The following is a 23,272-nucleotide window of genomic DNA, read 5'->3' on the forward strand; positions in this document are numbered from 1 at the left end:
ACGCGGCGGGTCAGTGGCAGGCTGCCCTCCATGGGGGCGTTGAGGCGGATCTGGCGTCGGCCGCGAGGGCCGCGAGTGGCGGCCGTGGCGGTGTTCGCCGTCGTGGCCGTGGGCGGGGTGGCCGCCTGTGATCCGAACGGTGCGGTCAGTTCCGCGACCGTGGCCTACACGACCGATCAGGTCGCCACCAAGGAACTGGAGCGGCAGAACGCCGACGTGCGGTGGCTGACCTGTACGGCCTCCTACGACGACGGCGGGTCCACGCCGACGTCCAGTGCGAACACCGTCGCCACCGTCGACTGCAACGGGGAGACGGACGACGGGCAGGACATCAAGGTCAAGGGCAAGATCACCCGGACCGTCAGCGGCGCCTGCGTGCGCGGGGACCTGACCGCCACGATCGGCGGCAAGCAGTGGTTCCACGTGGAGGGGCTGGGGAACTGCGACGCCACCACGCCGCCCGTCAACAACCCCGAGCCGAACGGGGACACCGTCACCGTGACCGTCACGAAGACCATCTGGTGCCAGGGCGACCCCCAGTGCTGGCCCGACGGCAAGTGACCTGCCGGGGCAAGTGATCCAAACCTCTGTGCGTGGGCGCCGCCCGTGCATAGGGTGATCGGGTGACACAGCCTGCGACGTCTGCATATCTCCGGTTTCCGCATCTGCAGGGCGAGTTGGTCGCCTTCACCGCCGAGGACGACGTGTGGCTCGTCCCGCTCGACGGCGGGCGCGCCTGGCGGGTGAGCGCCGACAACGTCCCGGTCACCCTGCCCCGCATCTCGCCCGACGGCACGACCGTCGCCTGGACCTCCACCCGCGACGGCGCCCCCGAGGTGCACATCGCCCCGGTGGACGGAGGCCCGGCCAAGAGGCTGACGCACTGGGGCAGTTCGCGTACCCAGGTACGCGGCTGGACCCCGGACGGACAGGTCCTCGCGATCAGCACCCACGGCCAGGCGAGCCTCCGCCGCAGCTGGGCGCACTCCGTCCCGCTCGACGGCGGACCGTCGACCGTCCTGCCGCACGGGCCCGTCGGCCATGTCGCCTACGGAGACCCGGGGACCGTCCTGCTCTCCGCTCCCATGGGACGCGAGGCCGCCTGGTGGAAGCGCTACCGGGGCGGTACGGCGGGCAAGTTGTGGATCGACCGAGAAGGCGACGGGGAGTTCGTACGGCTGCACGCGGACCTGGACGGGAACATCGAGTACCCGGTGTGGACGGGAGAGCGCATCGCCTTCCTGTCCGACCACGAGGGCGTCGGCGCCCTCTACTCCTCCCTCAGCGACGGCTCCGACCTCCGCCGGCACACCCCCCTCGACGGCTACTACGCCCGGCACGCCTCCGGAGACGGCACCCGTGTCGTCTACACCTCCGCCGGTGAACTCTGGGTCCTCGACGACCTCGACGGCGCCGAACCGCGCCGCCTCGACATCCGGCTCGGCGGCCAGCGCACCGACCGCCAGCCGTTCGCCGTGAACGCCACCCGCTGGTTCGGGTCCGCCGCCCCCGACCACACCGCGCGCGGCAGCGCGGTCGCCGTGCGCGGTGCGATCCACTGGGTCACCCACCGTTCGGGACCGGCCCGCGCGCTCGCCGTCGAGCCCGGTGTACGGGCCCGGCTGCCGCGCACCTTCCGCGCCGAGGGCGAGGAGTGGGTGGTGTGGGTGACGGACGCGGAGGGCGACGACGCCCTGGAGTTCGCGCCCGCCACCGGCCTCGCACCGGGCGCCACCCCCCGCCGCCTCGCCGCCGGACAGCTCGGCCGCGTCCTGGGCCTCGCCATGGCCCCCGACGGCAGCCGGGCCGCGGTCGCCGCGCACGACGGCCGCGTCCTGCTCGTCGAGCGGGAGACCGGCGAGGTGCGCGAGGTCGACCGCAGCGAGGACGGGGACGTCTCCGGGCTGACCTTCTCGCCCGACTCGGCCTGGCTCGCCTGGTCGCACCCCGGCCCGGGCCCGCTGGCCCAGCTCCGGCTCGCCAACACCACCGACCTCTCGGTCACCGAGGCGACCCCGCTCCGCTTCCAGGACTACGCCCCGGCCTTCACCCTCGACGGCAAGCACCTGGCCTTCCTCTCCAACCGTTCCTTCGACCCGGTCTACGACGAGCACGTCTTCGACCTCGCCTTCGTGGTCGGCGACCGCCCGCACCTGATCACCCTGGCCGCGACCACCCCGTCCCCCTTCGGCCCGCAGCGGCACGGCCGCCCCTTCGAGGCCCCCGACAAGGACGAGACGCCCGACAGCGAGGGCACCCCGGCCACCCGGATCGACCTCGAAGGCCTCGCCGACCGGATCGTGCCGTTCCCGGTCGAGGCCGCCCGCTACTCGAACCTGCGGGCCGCGAAGGACGGCGTCCTGTGGCTCAGGCACCCGGTGCAGGGCGTCCTCGGCTCTTCCCGGGCCACCCCGGACGACCCCGACCCCAAGACCGAGCTGGAGCGCTACGACCTCGCCCAGCAGCGCCTCGAGCACCTCGCCGCCGACGCCGACCACTTCCGTGTCAGCGGCGACGGCAAGCGCGTCCTGCTGTGGACCGACGGCCGGCTGAAGGTCGTACCGAGCGACCGGCGCGCCTCCAACGACGACGACAGCGACACCAACGTCACCATCGACCTCACCCGGGTCCGGCAGACCGTCGACCCGTCGGCCGAGTGGCGCCAGATGTACGAGGAGACCGGCCGCATCATGCGGGACCACTTCTGGCGGCCCGACATGAACGGCGTCGACTGGTCCGGCGTACTCGACCGCTACCGGCCGGTGGTCGACCGCGTCGCCACCCACGACGACCTCGTCGACCTCCTCTGGGAGGTCCAGGGCGAGCTCGGCACCTCGCACGCTTACGTCATGCCGCGCGGCGGACACGGCAGCGGGCCCCGGCAGGGCCTGCTCGGCGCCGACATCTCCCGCCATACGAACGACAGTTGGCGCATCGACCGCATCCTGCCGACCGAGACCTCCGACCCCGACGCCCGCTCCCCGCTCGCCGCACCGGGCGTCGCGGTGCGCGCCGGCGACGCGATCGTCGCGGTGGGCGGGCACCCGGTCGACCCGGTCACCGGCCCCGGACCGCTCCTCGTCGGTACGGCGGGCAAGGCCATCGAGCTGACCATCTCCCCGTCCGGCGGCGGCGACCTGCGCCACGCCGTCGTCGTCCCCATCTCCGACGAGGAGCCGCTGCGCTACCACGCCTGGGTCGCCGACCGGCGGGCCTACGTCCACGAGAAGTCCGGCGGGCGCCTCGGCTACCTCCACGTCCCCGACATGCAGGCCCCCGGCTGGGCCCAGATCCACCGTGACCTGCGCGTCGAGGTGGCCCGGGAGGGCCTCGTCGTCGACGTCCGCGAGAACCGGGGCGGCCACACCTCCCAGCTGGTCGTCGAGAAGCTGGCGCGGCGGATCGTCGGCTGGGCGCTGCCGCGCGGGATGCGGGCGTACAGCTATCCGCGGGACGCTCCGCGGGGGCCCGTGGTCGCCGTCGCGAACGAGTTCTCGGGTTCGGACGGGGACATCGTCAACGCGGCGATCAAGGCGTTGGGGATCGGCCCGGTGGTGGGTACGCGGACGTGGGGTGGGGTGATCGGGATCGACAGTCGGTACCGGTTGGTCGACGGCACGCTGATTACGCAGCCCAAGTACGCGTTCTGGCTCGAGGGTTACGAGTGGGGCGTGGAGAACCACGGGGTGGACCCGGACGTGGAGGTGGTGCAGCGGCCGCAGGATTACGCGGCGGGGAAGGACGTACAGCTGGACGAGGCGGTGCGGATAGCGCTGGAGGCGCTGGAGACCAGCCCGGCGAAAACACCGCCGACTCTGCCCACCTCGTAGGGGCGCGGGGCTGTATCGATCTGCGGCTCCGCCGCGTGGGCGTGACCAGCCACAAGGCACCTGCAGCCCGCGACGATACGATGCCCCCACACCCAACCCGGAGGGAACCACATGCCAGGGGAACCGCAGGACGACTGCCTGTTCTGCAAGATCGTCGCGGGCCAGATCCCGGCAACGATCGTGCGGGAGACAGAGACGACCATCGCGTTCCGGGACATCAATCCCCAGGCGCCCACCCACGTCCTGGTGATCCCCAAGGTGCACTACCGGGACGCCGCCTCGCTGGCCGCCGCCGAACCCGTGATCACCGCGGACGTCCTCCGCGAGGCACAGGCGGTCGCGGACGAGGACAAGCTCGAAAGCTACCGCATCGTCTTCAACACAGGCGCCGGCGCAGGCCAGACCGTCTGGCACGCCCACGCCCATGTGCTCGGCGGCCGCGGCCTCCAGTGGCCCCCCGGGTAACTCGCCGTGTCCGTACGTGAATTGGTGGTCCTCGGCACCGCCAGCCAGGTCCCGACCCGGCACCGCAACCACAACGGCTACCTGCTGCGCTGGGACGGCGAGGGCATCCTCTTCGACCCCGGCGAGGGCACGCAGCGCCAGATGCTGCGCGCCGGAGTCGCCGCGCACGACCTCAACCGGATCTGCGTCACGCACTTCCACGGCGACCACTCGCTCGGCCTCGCCGGAGTCATTCAGCGCATCAACCTCGACCGGGTCCCGCACGAGATCACCGCCCACTACCCGAAGTCGGGGCAGCGCTTCTTCGACCGGCTGCGGTACGCGACGGCGTACCGGGAGACGGTCCAGCTCGTCGAGGCGCCGGTCGCTTCCGACGGCGACCTCGCGGTGACCCCGTCGTACACGCTGGAAGCCCGGCGGCTCTCCCACCCCGTCGAGTCCTACGGCTACCGCCTCACCGAACCCGACGGCCGCCGTATGCTGCCCGACCGCCTCGCCGCGCACGGCATCAAGGGCCCGGATGTCGGCCGTATCCAACGCGAGGGCTCTCTCGGCGACGTCTCCCTCGACGACGTCAGCGAGGTGCGCCGCGGGCAGCGGTTCGCGTTCGTCATGGACACCCGGCTGTGCGACGGCGTGAACGCCCTGGCGGAGGGCTGCGACATGCTCGTCATCGAGTCGACGTTCCTCGATGAGGACGAGCAACTCGCGGTCGACCACGGCCATTTGACGGCTGGTCAGGCTGCCCGTGCCGCGCGGGACGCCGGCGTACGGCACCTCGTGCTCACCCACTTCAGCCAGCGCTACTCCGAGCCGGACGAGTTCGAGCGGCAGGCGCGGGCGGCGGGGTACGAGGGGGAGCTGACCGTCGCCCATGACCTCCTGCGGGTGCCGGTTCCGAAACGGCGATAAAACACCCGTACGATGCTGCGATGCCCCTCCCCAAAGCTGAACTGCACCTCCACATCGAAGGCACCCTGGAGCCGGAGCTCGCCTTCGAGCTCGCCGCCCGCAACGGCGTCGAGCTGCCGTACGCCGACACCGACGCGCTCCGCAAGGCGTACCAGTTCGAGGACCTCCAGTCCTTCCTGAACCTGTACTACGAGCTCATGGCCGTGCTCCGCACCGAGCGGGACTTCGAGGACCTCGCCAACGCCTATCTCGCCCGCGCCGCCGCGCAGGGCGTGCGGCACGCGGAGATCTTCTTCGACCCGCAGGCCCATATCGCCCGGGGCGTCGACATGGGCACGGTGGTGGAAGGGCTGTGGCGGGCGCTCGGCAGCAGCGACGCGAACCACGGCGTCTCCACCCAGCTGATTCTCTGCTTCCTGCGGGACGAGTCCGCCGAGTCGGCCCTGGAGACGCTGGAGGCCGCGAAGCCGTACCTCGACCGGATCGTCGGCATCGGCCTCGACTCGGCCGAGGTCGGGCACCCGCCGGTGAAGTTCCGCGAGGTGTACGAGGCCGCCGCCGCGCTCGGTCTGCGGCGCGTGGCGCACGCCGGTGAGGAGGGGCCGCCGGAGTACATCACCGAGGCGCTGGACATCCTCGGCGTCGAGCGGATCGACCACGGGCTGCGGTGCATGGAGTCCCCCGAGCTGGTCGAGCGGCTCGTCCGCGACCGCGTCCCGCTGACCCTGTGCCCGCTCTCCAACGTCCGGCTCCGCACGGTCGACGTCCTCGGCGACCACCCGCTGCCGGCCATGCTCGACGCCGGGCTGCTGTGCACGGTCAACTCCGACGACCCGGCCTACTTCGGCGGGTACGCGGGCGACAACTTCGACGCGGTGCGCTTGGCGCTGGGCCTGAGCGAGGGTCGGCTGCGGGAGCTGGCCCGGAATTCCTTCGTCGCGTCCTTCCTGGAGCACGACGAGGAGCGGCGGGCGCGGTATCTCGCCGAGGTGGAGGCGTACGAGTTCTCGTAGGTGAGAAATGATGCTGCGGGCCGGTGGGGGCTGGTCGCGCCCACGCGGCGGAGCCGCAGATCGATACAGCCCCGCGCCCCTAAAGGGGCGCGATGCCCGCCGTGTCGTAGGCGCGTTGCGTCGGGACAGCCGGGGCCTCGACGGTGATCTCGACGACCGGTTGCAGCAGGCGTCGCCCGCCGGTGTGCAGGGCGACCGCCGTCATCGGTACCGCCACCACCAGTAGGCCCACGGCGAGGACCAGGCCCATGACCGGGAAGCCGGCCTGCGCTGCCAGCAGGCTGCCGGTCAGCGGGCCCGCCGCCGTGCCGAGGGAGGACGCGGAGCCGACCAGGACCGCCCAGCGGCCGCGCGGGTCGAGGGAGGCGGCGAGGCCGATGACGTACGACAGGACGATCGGGTAGATCGTGTTCCACGCGATCTCGCCGCTCGCGAAGGTCGCCAGGTCGGTCGCGGACGCGCTGAGCGCGATGCAGGCCGAGATCAGCACCGTACCCGCGCCGATGGGCAGCGCGAGGCCGAGCCGCGGTCCGAGCGCGCCCGCGCCCACGACGCCCAGCAGTCCCGCGCCGAGCGCCACCGCGAAGACCGCGCCGACCGTGGTCTCGGAGAGGTGCGCCTGGGTGAGGCCGATGCGGCCGCTGACGCCCCAGAGGGAGTTCTGGGCGAGGGACCAGCACAACAGGGTGGCGGCGAGGACCAGCCCCGAGCGGAGGTGGGGGAGCGGGGCTGTCGTGTGCCGGGTCTGCGGGGCGGTCGTACGGACCGGGAGACGGCCCGTCAGGGGCCAGACCGCGAGAGCGGTGAGGGCGATCGCGGCCAGGGGCCGGCCGTGCCCGGCGCCGAGGTGCGGGACCGTCAGATAGACCGTGCCCGCGAGCGCGGAGACGCTCAGCAGGCCCAGGGTGGTCAACCGGTGCGGATCCTGCCGGCCGGCGATCCCGGTGGCGGCCACCGTCGTCGCCGTACCGGAGCCGAAGCCGCCGACCAGCGCGCCCGCGACGACGGCCGGGACGCAGGTGGTGAGGGCCGCGGTGCCGTAGCCGAGGACGGCGAGGGTGAGGCCGATACGGGCGAGTGTGCGGGGGCCGACGCGGTCGACGCGGGAGGCGAGCAGGAAGCCCGCCGCCGCCGAACTCAGCAGCAGCGCACTGCCGATGGCACCCGCCTGCGTGGCGGTGAGCGGAAGCCCCGAGTCGAGCCTGCCGACGGTGGTCGGGAGGAGGTACGGGGCGAGGTACCCGGCCGTGAAAAGGGCAACGAGGGGCCAGGGCGTGGTGGTGCGGGCGAACACGGGCGTTCCCAGGGCATGCGAAAGAAGCGGCTCAAAAAGGGGATTGGGCGACGACCGTCGACGGACAGGAACGCGCGGCCAATTTGTATCAAGCACGCGGTTGCAGAAAAAGAGTGGGGGGTGTGATGTGGGGCACGTTGTGTTTGGGGTGGAGGGGGTCGGGTACACGAGGCCGATTTCTATCCGCTGCGGCGCCGGCCCGTCCGGCGCGTGATGTTTTTCGCCCCCGCCGCCCCTTCCCGTCCCATCCCCGGGGGCGGAGCCCCCGGGGATGGGACGGGAAGGGGCGGCGGGGGCGAGACCAACCGACGTCAACGCCACTGCGCCGCCCCGCCGGCCGCAGGCGCCACCGCCTCGATCTTGCCCCTGATCTCCCGCATCACCGCGACGATCTGCGCCTCGTGCTCCGGCGTCAGCCGGACCACCGGTACCGAGCAGCTGATGGCGTCCTGGGCGGGGGAGTCGTAGCGCAGCGCGAAGCCGAAGCCGACGATGCCGAGGACGCCCTCCTCGCGGTCGATCGAGTAGCCGCGCGCCCGCACCTCGGTGAGGTCCTCCAGGAGGGACTCCCGGGTGGTGCGGGTGTTGGGGGTGAGTGCCTCGTACGGCCCCTCGGGCAGCTCGGCGTCGGGCCGCTCGGCCAGCAGCGCCTTGCCCAGCGCGCCCACGTGGGCCGGCAGTCGCCGTCCGACCCGGCTGATGGTCCGCAGGTACTCGTGCGACTCGCGCGTCGCCAGATACGCCACGCCCCGGCCGTCCAGACGCCCCATGTGGATCGTCTCGCCGAGCGCCTGGGACGCCTCGTCGAGATACGGGCGTACGACGCGCACACACGGGTCGGAGTCGAGGTAGCTCGTGCCGGTGAGCAGGGCGTGGATGCCGATGCCGTAGAGGGAGCCGGTGACGTCGGTGCGGACCCAGCCGCGCGTGATCAGGGTCTGGAGCAGCGCGTACATGGAGCTGCGCGGCACGCCCAGCTCGTCCGCGAGCTCCTGGAGGCGGGCCGGGCGGTCGCCGCGTGCGGCCAGTACTTCCAGCAGCTCGACCGTGCGCGCCGCGGACTTCACCTCGCGGACGCCACCCGCCTCCGGGCGGACGCCCCCTGTCTCTGACATGTGCCGATCGTAATCCGGACCGGCCGACCCATTGACGGTCGCGGTTCGCATATCTAATCTCCATCTTCATACGTAGATAACGTCTACATAGGGAGATGAACGAGGGTGAGCCTCGTAACGGACACGGCCCGGCGACTGCGGGAGGGCATGGCGAGCGGTGTGCTGTCGTTCCCGCTGACCAGCTTCCACGACGACGGCTCGCTCGACCCGGACGGCTTCCGCGCGCATGTCGCGGCCCAGATCGCCACCGCCCCCGGCGCCGTCTTCCCCGCCTGCGGGACCGGCGAGTTCTTCTCGCTGGACGAGGACGAGTACCGGCAGGTCGTGACGATCGCGGTCGAGGAGGCCGGCGGGCGCGTGCCCGTCGTCGCCGGGATCGGATACGGCTGGGCGCAGGCCGTCCGCTTCGCCCGCATCGCCGAGGAGGCCGGCGCCGACGCGCTTCTCGTGCTGCCGCACTACCTGGTCGCCGCCCCGCAGGACGGGCTGGTCGCCCAGCTGGAGCAGATCGCCTCGAGGACCCGGCTGCCGCTGATCGCCTACCAGCGCGGCCAAGTCGCCTTCACGGCAGCCTCGTTGAAGCGCATCGCCGCCATCCCCGGCGTCATCGGCCTCAAGGACGGTCACAGCGACCTCGACCGGCTGCAACGCCTCACGCTCGCCGCCCCCGAGGGCTTCCTGTTCTTCAACGGCGCCTCCACCGCCGAGGTCCAGGCCCGCGCCTACGCCACCGTCGGCATCCCCGCCTACTCCTCCGCCGTCCACGCCTTCGCCCCCGAGATCGCGAACGCCTTCTTCGGCGCGCTGAAGGACGGCGACGACGGCACGGTCGAGAAGCTGCTGCGCGACTTCTACGTCCCGCTCGTCGAACTCCGCGACCGGGTCCCCGGATACGCCGTGTCACTGGTGAAGGCGGCGGCCCGGCTGCGCGGCCGTCCGGTGGGACCCGTACGCGCCCCGCTCACCGATCCGTCGGCCGCCGACCTGGCCGACCTCAAGCTGCTGCTGTCCACCGGACTCGACCTCGTAGGAGCCTCCCTGTGAACCTCACCATCACGGACGTACGGCTGACGCCGATCCTGGTCGCCGACCCGCCGCTGCTGAACACGCAGGGCGTCCACCAGCCCTACACGCCCCGGCTGATCGTCGAGGTCGTGACGGCGGACGGGATCACGGGTGTCGGCGAGACGTACGGCGACACCAAGTACCTGGAGCTGGCGCGGCCGTTCGCCCAGAAGCTCGTCGGCCGCCAAGTGTCCGATCTGAACGGCCTGTTCGTCGTCGCGGACGAGGTGGCCGTCGACAGCTCCCGCGTCTCCGGCCAGGTCGACGTCGGTGGGCTGCGCGGCGTCCAGACCGCCGACAAGCTGCGGCTGTCCGTCGTCTCCGGCTTCGAGGTCGCCTGCCTCGACGCGCTGGGCAAGGCGCTCGGGCTGCCCGTGCACGCGCTGCTCGGCGGGAAGCTGCGGGACGCGGTCGAGTACAGCGCGTACCTCTTCTACAAGTGGGCCGACCATCCGGAGGGCGTGGCCTGCGAGAAGGACGACTGGGGTGCGGCCGTCGACCCGGCCGGGGTCGTGGAGCAGGCGCGGCTGTTCAAGGAGCGGTACGGCTTCACGTCCTTCAAGCTCAAGGGCGGTGTCTTCCCGCCGGACGAGGAGATCGCGGCCGTACGGGCGCTGGCCGAGGCGTTCCCCGGACATCCCCTCCGTCTCGACCCCAACGGCGCCTGGAGCGTGGAGACTTCGCTGAAGGTCGCCAAGGAGATCGGGGACGTCCTCGAGTACCTGGAGGACCCGGCCCTCGGTACGCCCGCCATGGCCGAGGTCTCCGCCGCCACCGACGTGCCGCTCGCCACCAACATGTGCGTGACGACCTTCGCCGAGATCAAGGAGGCGTTCACGAAGGACGCCGTCCAGGTCGTCCTCTCCGACCACCACTACTGGGGCGGGCTGCGCAACACCCAGCAACTCGCCGCGATCTGCCGCACGTTCGGCGTCGGCATCTCCATGCACTCCAACACCCACCTGGGCATTTCGCTCGCCGCCATGACCCACGTGGCGTCCACCGTCCCCAACCTCCACCACGCCTGCGACTCCCACTACCCCTGGCAGTCGGAGGACGTCCTCACCGAGCGGCTCACCTTCGAGAACGGGGCCGTGCAGGTCTCCGACGCGCCCGGCCTCGGCGTCGAACTCGACCGCGAGAAGCTGCAGTTCCTGCACCGGCGGTGGCTCGACGACGACGGTGCGCTGCGTGAGCGGGACGACGCGGCCGCCATGCGGGTCGCCGAGCCGGGGTGGGTGACGCCGGCCGTGCCTCGCTGGTAGCCGTCAGTCCCCCCACACATCCGCAACCAACAGTTGAGGAACCCCATCGGCGAGCAACCACCTCCGCGAGAGCGGCGGCGGTTTAGCCGCACAAAGGAGTGCCGCTCGTGTCTGCAGTCGTCCCCGAAATACACCCGCCCGCCGTCCAGTCCGCCATCCGCAAGATCTTCCGCCGCGTCGTCCCGCTGTTCTTCGTCATGTTCGTCGCGAACTACATGGACCGCGTCAACCTGGGCTTCGCGCAAGACGAGTTGAGGGCCGACGTCGGCCTCTCGGCCGCCGCGTTCGGCCTCGGCGCCGGCATCTTCTTCATCGCGTACGCCATCTTCGAAGTCCCCTCCAACATGCTGATGGAGCGCTTCGGGGCCAAGGTCTGGCTCACCCGGATCATGATCACCTGGGGGATCGTCGCCACCGCGATGGCCTTCGTGAACAGCGTGGAGACGTTCTACGCGCTGCGCTTCCTGCTGGGGGTGGCCGAGGCGGGCTTCTTCCCGGCCGTCATCTACTACTTCTCCCGCTGGCTTCCCGACTCCCACCGCGGCCGTGCCACCTCCATCTTCCTGATGGGCTCCGGCACGGCGACGGTGATCGTCGGCCCGATCTCGGGCGCCCTGCTCGAGATGCACGGCGTCTGGGGCCACTCCGGCTGGCAGTGGATGTTCTTCATCGAGGGCATCTTCTCCGTCGTCCTCGGCTTCGTCGTCTACCGCTTCCTCGACTCCGGTATCGAGTCGGCCACTTGGCTGACGGAGGAGGAGAAGCGGGAGCTGGTCGCGACCATCGACGCCGAGCAGGACGCGCGCCCCACCGCCGACACGCGTGTCTCCCGCTGGAAGCTGCTCGCCGATCCCCAGATGCTCCTCTTCCTGTGGATCTACTTCGCGATCAACGTCGCCCTGTACGCGGTCACCTTCTGGCTGCCCTCGATCGTGGACGACATCGGCGGGCTCAGCTCCTTCCAGGTGGGGCTGCTGACGTCGGTGCCGTGGCTGTGCGCGATCGCCGCGGTGTTCGTCAGCGGGCGGCTCTCGGACCGCATCGGCAAGCGGCGTCCGATCCTGATGGCGTTGCTCGTCCTCGGCGGCTGCGGCACCCTGCTCGCCGTGTTCGTGTCGCCGTGGGCGGGGCTGGGCGCGCTGTGCCTGGCCGCGATGGGCTTCAAGCCGGCCTCGCCGATCTTCTGGACGATCCCGCAGAGCTACCTCGATGCCAGGGCCGCGGCACCCGGGATCGCTCTGATCAACTCCATCGGCAACCTGGGCGGCTTCGTCGCTCCCACCGCCTTCGGGCTCATCGAGGACGCGACCGGTTCGACGAAGGGCGGGCTGGTCGGCCTGACCGTCGTCGGCTTCCTGGCCGCTCTCAGTGTGCTGTTCGTACGCGGCGGCGGGCGCAACGACCGGATCCGGTCACGCCCGGCGAAGGCCCCGGCGGCCGCTCCGGCACCGAAGGCGACCCCGGGCGCGGCCCGCACGGCAGGTCACGGGCCTGCGACAGCCTGACGTGACGGGCGGGTCGGACGTGAGCGCCGCCCTGTTGTCGGTGGTGTGGTGCAGACTGGCCTGATCGGCACCACGTCAGGGAGCGCACCGTGACCGCGTCCAACGCGTCCACCGGAAAGGGACCGTCGTACAAAGGAAAGGCCGGGCAGTGTCAGGCCCAGGTCGACCCCTTGGCTGCGGTGCGCGCACCGGACGACTCGCGCTGGGACGTCTATCTCACGGGCCCCGTCTTCCTCGACATCATCTTCACCGGGCTCGACTCCGCCCCGGTGCGCGGGACCGAGTCCTGGGCACGCGGGATGGGGTCGAGCCCCGGCGGTGTGGCGAACATGGCGACCGCGCTGGCCCGGCTGGGTCTGCGCACCTCACTGGCCTCGGCCTTCGGCGACGACCACTACGGCGACTACTGCTGGGACGCGCTGGAACAGGGCGAGGGCATCGACCTCTCGCCCTCCCGCAGGGTCCCCGGCTGGCACTCCCCGGTCACCGTCTCCATGGCGTACGAGGGCGAGCGCACGATGGTCTCCCACGGCCACGAGCCGCCCCCGGAAGGGCCCGCGTCCCACTACTCCCCCCACGCGCGTGCCGCCATCGCCTCTCTCACACCGGGCAAGCGCGCGCCCTGGGTCACCCAGGCCGCGAGCAGGGGCACCCGGATCTTCGCCGACGTCGGCTGGGACGACACCGGGGCGTGGGACCTGGCCGGGCTCGCCGACCTCGAACACTGCGAGGCGTTCCTGCCGAACGCGGAGGAGGCGATGCGGTACACGGGGGCCACGTGTCCCCGTGCTGCCGCACACGCCCTCACCGATCACGTACCGCTCGCCGTCGTCACCCTCGGTGCGGAGGGGGCGTACGCGGTGGACCGGCGGACGGGGGAGACGGCCGAGGTCCCCGCGATCGAGGTGGAGGCACTGGATCCGACGGGGGCGGGGGACGTCTTCGTGGCGGGCTTCGTCACGGGCACGCTCGCGGGGTGGCCGCTGGCGGACCGGCTGGCGTTCGCGGGCCTGACGGCGGCGCTGTCGGTGCAGGAGTTCGGAGGGTCCCTGTCCGCCCCCGGGTGGTCCGAGATCGGGGCGTGGTGGCGCAAGGTGCAGTCGGTGGACGGCCAGGATCCGATGGCCCTGCAGCGGTACGGGTTCCTGGCGGGGCTGGTGCCGGAGGCGGCGGCGAGACCGTGGCCGTTGCGGAGGGCGGTGCCGACGATCGGGTTCGGGCGGTCGGCGTGAGTGCGGGGGCGCCGTCCCTGAGAGCGCAGCCCCAGGAGCCTCAGCCCGCGGCGACCGTCAGCCGGACAACCCCGTCAGGCCCCGCCACCAGCACCGGCGTCCCCGCCCCGCCGAGATCCCGTACGGCAGCCAGATCCTCCGCGGAAGCCGACGCAGCCTCGGTGACAACCGCCGCCGCCTCCAACGACTTCGCCCCGGACGCCACAGCCATGGCCACCGCGGTCCGCAGAGCACTCAGCTTCAGCGAGTCGAGGGCAACGGTGCCCGCGACGTACGTACGGCCGGTCTCGTCCCGCACGGCCGCCCCCTCGGGCACACCATTGCGCGCCCGCGCGGAACGGGCCAGGGTGACGATCTTGCGGTCCTCGGGGTCAAGCGCGTTGCTGTCGGTCATGCCCTGAGCATACGAAGAACCGGACCGCTCACCCCGCCACGGGGTACATCGCCCCCCGCCGCCCCTCCGGCGACGCCAGCCACTCCAGCTTCGCCGCCGTGTTCGCCTCGTCCAGCGGCGTGTGGAGAACAACCGTCAGATCGGGCCGCGCCGGCACCTTCATCGCCGTGGACTCGACGCACAGCAGCCCGACCAGCGGATGGTCGAGCTCCTTGCGGATCACCCCGGCGTCCTGGATGTCCCGCCGCTCCCACAACGCGGTGAACTCCGAGCTCTCCGCGTGCAGCCGGGCCAGGACCTCCTGGTAGCCCTCGTCGTCCGGGCGGGCCGAGCACGCCGCCCGGAACTGGGCGACCACCGTGCACGCGTTCCGCTCCCAGCTGTGCGAGCGCGAGCGGTACAGCGGATCGGTGAAGAAGTCGACGATGCAGTTCTGCGAGTTCTCCGGACGCATCCCGAGCACCCACCCGGCGGCGTCGTTGTACATCACGCAGTTGTAGTACGTGTCCATGATGTGCGCCGGATACGGCAACCACGCGTCGATCAGCCGCCGCAGCCCCTCACAGCCGTGGTCCGCCGCCGGTTCGGGGGCCGGCGGGTTCAGCCCGGCGAGGACGTACAGATGCCGCCGCTCGGCGTTGCTGAGCCGCAGCACGCGCGCGACGGCGTCGATGACCTGCGGGGACACGGAGATGTCCCGCCCCTGCTCCAGCCACTGGTACCAGGAGGCACCCACCCCGGCGAGTACGGCGACCTCCTCGCGCCGCAGCCCGGGCGTCCGGCGCCGCGCACCGCCGTCGGGGAGACCGGCCTCGGCCGGCGAGACCCGGGCCCGCCGGCTCATCAGGAACTCGCGCAGCTCCCGCAGCCGGTGCGCCTTGCCCGCATCGGTCTCGATCACGTCCGCCACGAACTCCCCCTGTTCACCGTCCGGCCGTCGACCCGGCCCGGCGTTCCGACCGCCTGCCTGGTGGTGCCACCACCAGCACAACTTCCCGCTCCCCACGGCTATTCCGAAGCCAGCAGGCTCTTGCGCATGGCGATCGACACCGACCCCACCACACCCTCGGCCCACCCGCTCGACACCCCCCGGCTGTCGACGCGCGACAAGCTCGTCCTGTTCGTCCTGTGCGCCGCCCAGTTCATGGTCGCGCTCGACTTCTCCGTCCTGAACGTCGCTCTGCCCGTCCTCGGCCCGGACCTCGGCATGAGTCGGTCCGCCCTCCAGTGGGCGGTCACGGCGTTCGCGCTGCCGTCCGGCGGATTCCTGCTGCTCTTCGGCCGCATCGGCGACCTGTACGGCCGTAGGAAACTGTTCCTCACCGGGCTCGCCCTGTTCGGCGCGGCCTCGCTGCTCGCGACGTTCGCCTGGGACCCGGCGTCGTTCCTGACCGGACGCGCCCTGCAGGGCCTCGGCGCGGCGGCGATCGTGCCGACCGGCATGTCCCTGCTGACGACGACCTTCCCGGAGGGCCCGGCCCGCGACCGCGCTCTCGGCATCTCGGGCACCCTGCTCTCGCTCGGCTTCACGGTCGGCATGGTGGCCGGCGGCGTCCTGACCGACGTGTTCGGCTGGCGCTCCACGATGGGCCTGCTCACCCTGTTCGCCCTGATCGTCCTGCCCCTGGCCCCCGGCCTGCTCCCCGAGTCCCGCACCCCGGAACGCCCCCGCCTGGACGTGCCCGGCGCGGTCACCGTCACCGGCGGTCTGCTGTCCCTGATCTACGCCCTGTCGACGGCGGCCGACCACGGCTTCGCCCGCCCGGACGTGATCACGACCCTGATCGCGGGCCTCTCCCTCCTCGCCACCTTCGGCTACGTCGAGTCGCGCACCGCCCAGCCCCTGGTCTCCCTGCCGATGCTGCGCCGCCGCACGGTGGCGTGGGGCAACCTGGGCGGTCTGGTCACCTTCTCGATGATGTCGACGGTCGTCTTCGCGCTGACCCTGTACCTGCAGGAGGTCCTGCACCTGTCGGCCTTCGAGACGGGCCTCGTCTTCGGTGTGCAGGGCGTACTGTCCGCGGTCGCGGGCACCTACGCCCCGAAGATCATCGGCCGTATCGGCGCCCGCCGCACCCTGGTCGGCTCGCTCGTCGGCCAGGGCGCCCTGGGCGCGGCCCTGCTCGGCCTCAACACCCACACCTGGTCGGTCTGGCTCGCCACGGCCGCCGTCTCCCTGGCCAGCATGTGCCACCTCGGCGCGATCATCTCCTACGGCCTGACCGTCACCTCCGGCGTCCCTGACGAGGAACAGGGCCTGGCCACCGGCCTGGTCACCTCGACCCAGCAGGTCGGGCTCACCGTCGGCATCCCGCTGCTCGGCGTCCTGGCGACGACGTCGGGCGACCTGATGTCCGGCGTCCACACGGTCCTGGCGCTCGACTCGGCGATCGTCCTGGCGGCGGCGGTGCTGATCGCGGTGGGGCTGCGCGTCGGCCGGCCCTCAGGGACGGTCGAGGCGCAGCCGGTCGGCGCGCGGTAGACCGGCCACCACCAGGTCGTACGAGTCCTCGACGAGCTCCCGGACCAGCCGGTCCGGGAGCTCTCCGTCGACCGTCACCGTGTTCCAGTGGCGCTTGTTCATGTGGTAGCCGGGGATGATCGACCCCGGGTGCTCGCCGCGCAGCCGGATCGCGTCCTCCGGGACGCACTTCAGGTTGACCGTCAGGGGGCGGTTGTCCAGCCAGGACAGGGCGAACATCTTGCCCAGCACCTTGAAGACCGAGATCTCCGGCGAGAAGGGAAAGTCCTCCACCGCCGCGTTGAAGGACAGACAGAAGTCGCGCAGCTCCTGCGGGGTCACTCCTCTTTCGCCTCCTCGTGCGGGGAATCCGCCGGACCCACCGGCTCCACGAGCACAGTCACGATCTTGTTCCGGCGGCCTGCCGCGGCCTCCGCGGTCAGCCGCAGCGCCCGCCCGTCCGGGAGTTCCACGACGGAGGAGGCGCCGGCGATGGGCACCCGGCCCAGCGCCTTGGCGAGCAGCCCGCCGACGGTCTCCACGTCCTCGTCGTCGTACTCGTCCAGGCCGTACAGCTCGCCGAGGTCGGTGATGTCGAGGCGGGCGGTGACCCGGTGGCGGTCCTCGCCGAGGTCCTCCACGGGCGGGAGTTCACGGTCGTACTCATCGGTGATCTCGCCGACGATCTCCTCGAGGATGTCCTCGATGGTGACGATGCCGGCCGTGCCGCCGTACTCGTCGATGACGACGGCGACGTGGTTGCGGTCCTGCTGCATCTCGCGGAGCAGATCGCCGGCGTTCTTGGTGTCGGGGACGAAGGCGGCGGGCCGCATGGCCGTCGAGACGAGCTCGCTCTCCGCGTCCCGGCTGATGTGCGTCTTGCGGGCCAGGTCCTTCAGATACACGATCCCGACGATGTCGTCCTCGCTCTCACCGGAGACCGGGATGCGCGAGAAGCCGGAGCGCAGGGCGAGGGTGAGGGCCTGACGGATCGTCTTGTAGCGCTCGATGACGACGAGGTCGGTCCGCGGGACCATGACCTCCCGGACGAGCGTGTCGCCCAGCTCGAAGACCGAGTGCACCATCCGGCGCTCCTCGTCCTCGATCAGGGACTCCTTCTCCGCGAGGTCGACCAGCGCGCGCAGCTCCGCCTCGGAGGCGAAGGGGCCGCGACGGAAGCCCTTGCCGGGGGTGAGGGCGTTGCCGATGAGGATCAGCAGGGGCGGGATCGGGCCCATGATCCTCGCCAGCGGGACCAGGATGTACGCCGCCGCGGTCGCCGTGTTGAGCGGGTGCTGGCGGCCGATGGTGCGCGGGGAGACCCCGACGGCGACGTACGACACGAGGACCATGACGCCGATCGCGACCAGCAGGGCGCGGGTGGTGCCGGCGAACTCCTGCAGACAGGCGTAGGTGACGAGGGCGGCCGCCGCCATCTCACAGGCGACGCGGACCAGCAGCGCCACGTTGAGATAGCGGGTCGGGTCGGCGGCGATCTGGGCGAGCTTCGCGCTGCCGCGGCGGCCGGTGCGTACGGCCTCCTCGGCGCGGAAGCTGGAGACGCGCGCGAGGCCCGCCTCCGCGCAGGCGGCGAGCCACGCGACGACGACCAGGGCGATCGCGCCGGAGACGAGGGGGAGGCTCATGACACGGTCGGGGCCGGGGACGGGCCGGTGTGGCCCTTCTCCGCACGCCAGCCGTCCACGATGGCGGCCTGCAGACCGAACATCTCGGCCTTCTCGTCGGGCTCCTCGTGGTCGTACCCGAGGAGGTGCAGCACACCGTGGACGGCGAGCAGTTGGAGCTCCTCGTCCATGGAGTGCTGCGTCGGCGCTTCCTCACCCTGCTTCTTGGCGACCTCGGGGCACAGCACGATGTCACCGAGGAGCCCCTGCGGGGGCTCCTCGTCGTCCTTCGACGGCGGCCGCAGCTCGTCCATCGGGAAGGACATGACATCGGTCGGACCGGGCAGGTCCATCCACTGGATGTGCAACTGCTCCATGGCGTCGGCGTCCACGACGATCACCGAGAGCTCGGAGAGCGGGTGGATGCGCATCCGCGCGAGGGCGTAGCGGGCGATGTCGAGGATCGCCTGCTCGTCGACCTCGGTTCCGGACTCGTTGTTGACGTCGATCGACATGGTTGTGCTGGTCTACTTCCGCTTGTTACGGGCGCCCTTGTGGGTGCCGTTCTCCGTACCGTTCTCGCTGTCGTACTTCTCGTACGCGTCGACGATACGGCCGACCAGCTTGTGCCGTACGACATCGTGGGACGTGAGGCGCGAGAAGTGGACGTCGTCCAGGCCCTCCAGGATGTCCTGGACCTGACGCAGGCCGGACTTCGTGCCGGTCGGCAGATCGACCTGGGTGACGTCACCCGTGACGACGACCTTCGAGTCGAAGCCGAGCCTCGTCAGGAACATCTTCATCTGCTCGGCGCTCGTGTTCTGGGCCTCGTCCAGGATGATGAAGGCGTCGTTGAGGGTGTTGTGGGTCAACAGGTAGTCCTGCGTGACGTACAGCGAGTCCTCGGCCGCCACCTGGATGCAGACGGTCTCCTCCCGGCCCGCGGGCTCGATGCTGTCGATGTACCGCATCGGGCGTCCGCCGCCTCCGGCCGCGTGGTACGTGTCGCGCTTGCGGGTGAGGCGGAAGGGTTCGATGCCTTCGGGGAGGCGGATGTCGACGATGTGGGCGTCGCGGCGGTGGTGAACGTCGCGGCCCTTGGCCCTCCCTGGCGTCCGCCCCTTGGCAGCTCGGCGGCTGGCGTAGGCGACACCTCCCAGTGACTGGACCAGGGCGATGACGTCGTCACGGAGCAGGATTGAAGTCGTCGAGTACTGGATACGGCACGTGCGGTCCTTTTGAGTGACTGGGCCGCCGTCTGTGTCGAGGAGCCCCTGAAGTACGGCGAGCCGTACCTCGGCGGAGTTGTAGAGGTAGTCGTCCGGCACGAACTTGGAGTACGACTTGCTGCCGAGCAGATCCAACGTACGCAGCGCTTGCTTGAGAGGGTGCGTCAGCACGCCTCCCTCAGCGTCGCGGGATGTCGGCATACGGTTGATGTGGTAGTTGTAGCCGCCACGCGACCGCACCTTGACGCCGGGCACTGCCGTCTCCAGTGCCGAGACCAACTCCGGGTCGGCCGTGGTGAACGAAGGAGTACGGCGCCCCGAGACGCAGCCGTCGCCTAGTAGCAGCCCCAGCGCGTACGGGTCCAGCGGAACCTCACGCTCGGGGAAGCAGACCGGCGCCGTGAGCATGGGCAGCTCGTACCGGCGATAGTGCGCCGCCCGCAGGTTGCCGATCATCTCCTGGGTCTCCAGGACGCGCCATGGCTTGTCGCGGCGCTTGTCGTCGCGCGTCCTGACCGTCCACAGGTGCTCACCACAGCACAGGGTCCAGGCGCCGTCCTGGGCCGTGACGCGATAGACGTCCTTCTCGCCCTGCGGGTAGACGCCCAGTACCGGGGTCGGCTCACCATTCGAGCCGATGACCAGGTCACCGACCTGGAGGTCACCGATGGGCCGCCAACCGTCCGGGGTCAGGACGCTGGTGAAGAGCGGCATCGCGCGACCCCGCATATACGCCAGCGGCGCCACCTCAATCGTCCCCGCCGCCATCAACCGCGGAATCGAGTCAGGATCCAGCATGTCGTGCAGCGCGTCGTACAGAGGCCGCAGATACGGGTCGATCTTCTCGTACAGCGTGCCGGGCAGGAATCCCAGTCGCTCGCCGGCTTCCACCGCCGGCCGGGTCAGGATGATGCGGTTGACCTGCTTGGACTGCAGGGCCTGTACCGCCTTGGCCATGGCGAGGTAGGTCTTGCCGGTACCGGCGGGACCGATGCCGAAGACGATCGTGTGCTTGTCGATCGCGTCGACGTACCGCTTCTGGTTGAGGGTCTTGGGGCGGATCGTGCGGCCGCGCGAGGAGAGGATGTTCTGGGTGAGCACCTCGGCCGGGGTCTCCTCGCCGTCACCCTCGCCGTTTTCACTTGCTCTGAGCATGGCGATAGAGCGTTCCACTCCGTCCTCCGTCATCGGCTGCCCGGTGCGGAGCACCAGCATCATCTCGTCGAACAGGCGCTGGATGAGGGCGACCTCCGCGGCGTCGCCGACTGCGCTGATCTCATTGCCCCGGACGTGGATGTCGGCTGCCGGGAAGGCCTTTTCGATGACGCGCAGCAGGGAGTCGCCGGACCCCAGCACCGTGACCATGGGGTGCTGGGCGGGGACGGTGAACTGTGCTCTCGCCTGCCCCTGCGCGGGGGTGTGACCTGTCGGTGTCTGAGTCATGGGCCGGCGCTGTAGGCCTGCGGTTCCTCCTCGTCAGGGCCGCACAGGTGAAGGCGGCCTCGCGAGTTCCAGGGTACGACGGTGCACTGACAACGCCGTAGGCCTTTTCGGTGTCCCGGTCTTTCCTGCGTTGCGCAGGTTTCGAGGGGGAAAGGCTTCGAGCCTGAACCGGCAGGAGTGTGCTGATGCGATACCGCCGGTAACACATGGCCGGAATACCCCCTTGCCGTTCTTCACACCACGCGCATCAATGGAACCGGTAATTCCGACGGACCGTCAGATTCCAGCATCGCGCAGCGCTCCGCACCCGCTCGCGAAGACTGGCCGTTCGTCGGCGTACCTCTCCCGTCCATCCCCACATGGCAGTCCCCACCTCGGGAAGGAAACCGGAACCCATGAAAGGCAAACGGATAGGAACTGGTGCGGCACTGGCTGTCGGCACCCTCGCGGCCGCCGGGCTGGCGTTCGCACCCGCCGCTCTCGCCGTCACACCGGACACCGCGACGATCACCGCCGACTGCGGCAGCTTCGGCAGCGGCGAAGCCACCCTCACCGCCACTCAGGACGGCACCGCCGCCACCCTCACCGTCACCTCGGCGATCACCGCGCCGATCGCGCTGGCCGAGGACTCGATCTCCTCGACGCTCACCCTGGTGAACGCCGCCGGCGGCACCACCGCCTTCACCGGCACGGAGAACCCGGCCATCGCGGCGGGCGACCCCGTCACCGTCGGCCCGCTCGACGGCACCGTGGCCTCCGGCGACAGCCTGGAGGCGTACGGCGGCACGCTGCAGATCACCGTCCTCGGGATCACCGTCACCTGCACGGCGACCGGACCGCAGTCCCCGGGTCCGTTCGTGTTCGACTGAGCCGATCCCGCACTCAGGCGCCCCCGGACCGTCAACTTCCGCCGACAGGTGGAAGTTGACGGTCCATCAGATTTCCGTCGGGTTCCGCGGGTTCACAGCCTCGTCTCCATTGACTTCTCACGCAATCCCCACATCAATGCCCCCTGTCGGCGCAGACGAGCCGCTGCGCCCGCATCCCTCAGAGGGGGCCACTATGAGATCCAAGGGTTCTGGAAGCCGAAGACGCCGACTGGCCGCACTGCTCGGCGCGACCGCGCTCGCGGTCACCGCGGGGGGCGCGCTCGCCGCCCCGGCGGGAGCCGCCGCCAATGTGGACTTCGCCACGCACTGCATCCCGCCTGCCGTCGCGGGCATCCCGCCCATCGACGGCACCACCACCGCGATCATCACGGTGGACGACGCCACGCCCCAGGTCGGCGACACCGTCACCGTGACGTACACGGTGGTCACGCCCGCCGCGAGCAACCCCACCGCCATCAGCCTGCCGGCCGACATCATGACGCCGTCCGGCAAGGTCGCCCTCGGCGGAGCGCAGACCGGCGACGTGACGGTCGCCGGGCCGAAGAAGAACGACCCGGTGGCGGGCAACGCGCCGTTCCCGTCGTTCAGCATGACCGGCACCTTCACGGTCACCACCGCGGGCGCGATCACCCTCTCGCCCGGCGACTACAACATCCACACCAGCTACATCCTCGAACTGGACACCCCCTGCACGGTCACCAGCCCGCCCGCCCCGGTCTCCGAGACCATCACGGCGAGCGACGCACCCAATCCCAACACCCGTGCCATCCAGCTGGGTTCGGCCTCCGGCAACCCCGGTGACAGCGTGACCGTCACCGGCAGCAACTTCACCCCGGGTGCCACCGTCACCCTCGCCGGACGCTCCGGAACGAACCAGACCGGGGACACGGCCACCACGACCGCCGACGCCTCGGGCGCCATCAGCGGCTCGCTGACCCTCAACGACAAGACGACGACCGGCGTCGTGGCGTACGAGGGCGCGAGCTGGACCGACGACCTCGGTGCCGGCCCGGCCACCTACACCGTCATCGACAACACCCCCATCCCCGACAACGCCCAGAAGCTCACCACCACGGTGCACGCGGGCACCCTGTCCATGTCCCAGGCCGGGGACACCGTCGACCTGTCGGCGGTGGACTACGGCGAGGGCGGGGCATCGAGCGGTGATCTCAACACGGTGACCGTCCAGGACTTCCGCGGCGGACCCGCGGGCTGGTCCCTGACCGGCAAGGTCACCGACTTCACCGGTCCCGGCGCCAAGATCGATGCCGGGGCGCTCAGTTGGACCCCCGCCTGCGCCACCGAGGCGGGCAGCCCGAGCACCTGCCAGGCCGGTTCGGCGGGCACGGTCGGTTCCTCGGGAGCGACCCTCGCGTCCACCCCCAACGGCACGCTCACCGGCGGTGAGTTCACCGTGGACGCCCAACTCTCCCTGAACGTACCGGCGTTCACGCCTCCCGGCTCGTACTCCGGCGTTCTCACCCTCACGCTCAGCTGACCGTACGGGCGTCCGCACCCGCCCGTTCACCTCATC

General features: G+C 70.9%; 20 protein-coding genes. 12 read left to right on the plus strand and 8 right to left on the minus strand.

Going from position 1 to position 23,272, the window contains the following annotated elements; all coding sequences use genetic code 11:
* The first annotated feature begins 30 nt into the window (after nt 1-30).
* The 5 genes from IG08_RS0115930 (at nt 31) to IG08_RS0115950 (ending at nt 6,220) form a co-directional block, all read left to right on the plus strand.
* The gene (locus tag IG08_RS0115930) at nt 31-561 is read left to right on the plus strand and encodes a hypothetical protein (RefSeq protein ID WP_078655608.1); all 531 of its coding nucleotides are present in this window, start codon (nt 31-33) and stop codon (nt 559-561) included.
* A gap of 62 nt (nt 562-623) precedes the next feature.
* Nucleotides 624-3,830, plus strand: a complete 3,207-nt coding sequence (locus IG08_RS0115935; RefSeq protein WP_030601738.1) for a S41 family peptidase — start codon at nt 624-626, stop codon at nt 3,828-3,830.
* 111 nt (nt 3,831-3,941) lie between these two features.
* Nucleotides 3,942-4,295, plus strand: coding sequence for a histidine triad nucleotide-binding protein (locus IG08_RS0115940; RefSeq protein ID WP_030601741.1), 354 nt, complete (start codon nt 3,942-3,944; stop codon nt 4,293-4,295).
* A gap of 6 nt (nt 4,296-4,301) precedes the next feature.
* On the plus strand, nt 4,302-5,207 hold the full coding sequence (locus IG08_RS0115945) for a ribonuclease Z (protein WP_030601744.1): 906 nt from the start codon (nt 4,302-4,304) through the stop codon (nt 5,205-5,207).
* Between the two features lie 20 nt (nt 5,208-5,227).
* On the plus strand, nt 5,228-6,220 hold the full coding sequence (locus IG08_RS0115950; RefSeq protein WP_030601747.1) for an adenosine deaminase: 993 nt from the start codon (nt 5,228-5,230) through the stop codon (nt 6,218-6,220).
* A gap of 79 nt (nt 6,221-6,299) precedes the next feature.
* On the opposite strand, the gene IG08_RS0115955 is transcribed toward IG08_RS0115950, so the two are convergent.
* Entirely contained in the window at nt 6,300-7,514 is a 1,215-nt protein-coding gene (locus IG08_RS0115955) for an MFS transporter (protein ID WP_030601750.1), read from the minus strand.
* 311 nt (nt 7,515-7,825) lie between these two features.
* On the minus strand, nt 7,826-8,629 hold the full coding sequence (locus tag IG08_RS0115960) for an IclR family transcriptional regulator (RefSeq protein WP_030601752.1): 804 nt from the start codon (nt 8,627-8,629) through the stop codon (nt 7,826-7,828).
* A 105-nt stretch (nt 8,630-8,734) separates the two neighbouring features.
* Between IG08_RS0115960 and IG08_RS0115965 the strand changes: the two genes are divergently transcribed.
* The 4 genes from IG08_RS0115965 to IG08_RS0115980 all read left to right on the plus strand — a co-directional run bounded on the left by IG08_RS0115965 (nt 8,735) and on the right by IG08_RS0115980 (nt 13,696).
* Entirely contained in the window at nt 8,735-9,673 is a 939-nt protein-coding gene (locus IG08_RS0115965) for a 5-dehydro-4-deoxyglucarate dehydratase (RefSeq protein ID WP_030601755.1), read from the plus strand.
* Nucleotides 9,670-10,959 (plus strand): glucarate dehydratase family protein, encoded by a 1,290-nt coding sequence (locus IG08_RS0115970; RefSeq protein ID WP_030601758.1) that lies wholly within the window; start codon nt 9,670-9,672, stop codon nt 10,957-10,959. The genes IG08_RS0115965 and IG08_RS0115970 overlap by 4 nt, the downstream gene beginning before the upstream one ends.
* A gap of 128 nt (nt 10,960-11,087) precedes the next feature.
* Nucleotides 11,088-12,464, plus strand: coding sequence for an MFS transporter (locus IG08_RS0115975; protein ID WP_030601761.1), 1,377 nt, complete (start codon nt 11,088-11,090; stop codon nt 12,462-12,464).
* 89 nt (nt 12,465-12,553) lie between these two features.
* Nucleotides 12,554-13,696, plus strand: a complete 1,143-nt coding sequence (locus IG08_RS0115980; RefSeq protein ID WP_030601764.1) for a carbohydrate kinase family protein — start codon at nt 12,554-12,556, stop codon at nt 13,694-13,696.
* Nucleotides 13,697-13,736: 40 nt separating this feature from the next.
* On the opposite strand, the gene IG08_RS0115985 is transcribed toward IG08_RS0115980, so the two are convergent.
* Together IG08_RS0115985 and IG08_RS0115990 are read right to left on the minus strand one after the other, a co-directional pair.
* The gene (locus tag IG08_RS0115985; protein WP_030601778.1) at nt 13,737-14,090 is read right to left on the minus strand and encodes a hypothetical protein; all 354 of its coding nucleotides are present in this window, start codon (nt 14,088-14,090) and stop codon (nt 13,737-13,739) included.
* Between the two features lie 28 nt (nt 14,091-14,118).
* Nucleotides 14,119-14,991, minus strand: coding sequence for a helix-turn-helix transcriptional regulator (locus IG08_RS0115990; RefSeq protein WP_043454413.1), 873 nt, complete (start codon nt 14,989-14,991; stop codon nt 14,119-14,121).
* 135 nt (nt 14,992-15,126) lie between these two features.
* Here IG08_RS0115990 and IG08_RS0115995 point away from each other — a divergent pair, with 135 nt between their 5' ends.
* Nucleotides 15,127-16,572, plus strand: coding sequence for an MFS transporter (locus IG08_RS0115995; protein WP_030601785.1), 1,446 nt, complete (start codon nt 15,127-15,129; stop codon nt 16,570-16,572).
* Here IG08_RS0115995 and IG08_RS0116000 read toward each other — a convergent pair.
* The 4 genes from IG08_RS0116000 to IG08_RS0116015 are packed head-to-tail and all read right to left on the minus strand — an operon-like array spanning nt 16,534 to nt 20,848.
* Nucleotides 16,534-16,893 carry an MmcQ/YjbR family DNA-binding protein gene (locus tag IG08_RS0116000; protein WP_030601789.1) on the minus strand — a complete coding sequence of 120 codons (360 nt, stop codon included), beginning with the start codon at nt 16,891-16,893 and terminating at the stop codon, nt 16,534-16,536. The genes IG08_RS0115995 and IG08_RS0116000 overlap by 39 nt on opposite strands.
* The gene (locus IG08_RS0116005) at nt 16,890-18,197 is read right to left on the minus strand and encodes a hemolysin family protein (RefSeq protein ID WP_030601791.1); all 1,308 of its coding nucleotides are present in this window, start codon (nt 18,195-18,197) and stop codon (nt 16,890-16,892) included. The genes IG08_RS0116000 and IG08_RS0116005 overlap by 4 nt, the downstream gene beginning before the upstream one ends.
* Nucleotides 18,194-18,691 carry an rRNA maturation RNase YbeY gene (gene ybeY / locus IG08_RS0116010; RefSeq protein ID WP_030601794.1) on the minus strand — a complete coding sequence of 166 codons (498 nt, stop codon included), beginning with the start codon at nt 18,689-18,691 and terminating at the stop codon, nt 18,194-18,196. Before ybeY ends, IG08_RS0116005 begins: the two co-directional genes overlap by 4 nt.
* 12 nt (nt 18,692-18,703) lie before the next feature.
* A complete protein-coding gene (locus IG08_RS0116015) occupies nt 18,704-20,848 on the minus strand; it encodes a PhoH family protein (protein ID WP_030601798.1) in 2,145 nt (714 codons plus the stop codon).
* Between the two features lie 395 nt (nt 20,849-21,243).
* Here IG08_RS0116015 and IG08_RS0116020 point away from each other — a divergent pair, with 395 nt between their 5' ends.
* Together IG08_RS0116020 and IG08_RS0116025 are read left to right on the plus strand one after the other, a co-directional pair.
* Nucleotides 21,244-21,717 (plus strand): hypothetical protein, encoded by a 474-nt coding sequence (locus IG08_RS0116020; RefSeq protein ID WP_030601801.1) that lies wholly within the window; start codon nt 21,244-21,246, stop codon nt 21,715-21,717.
* 193 nt (nt 21,718-21,910) lie between these two features.
* Nucleotides 21,911-23,236, plus strand: coding sequence for a WxL domain-containing protein (locus IG08_RS0116025; protein WP_030601804.1), 1,326 nt, complete (start codon nt 21,911-21,913; stop codon nt 23,234-23,236).
* Nucleotides 23,237-23,272 lie beyond the last annotated feature (36 nt).

The organism is Streptomyces fulvoviolaceus, from assembly GCF_000718165.1.
GTDB lineage: Bacteria > Actinomycetota > Actinomycetes > Streptomycetales > Streptomycetaceae > Streptomyces > Streptomyces fulvoviolaceus.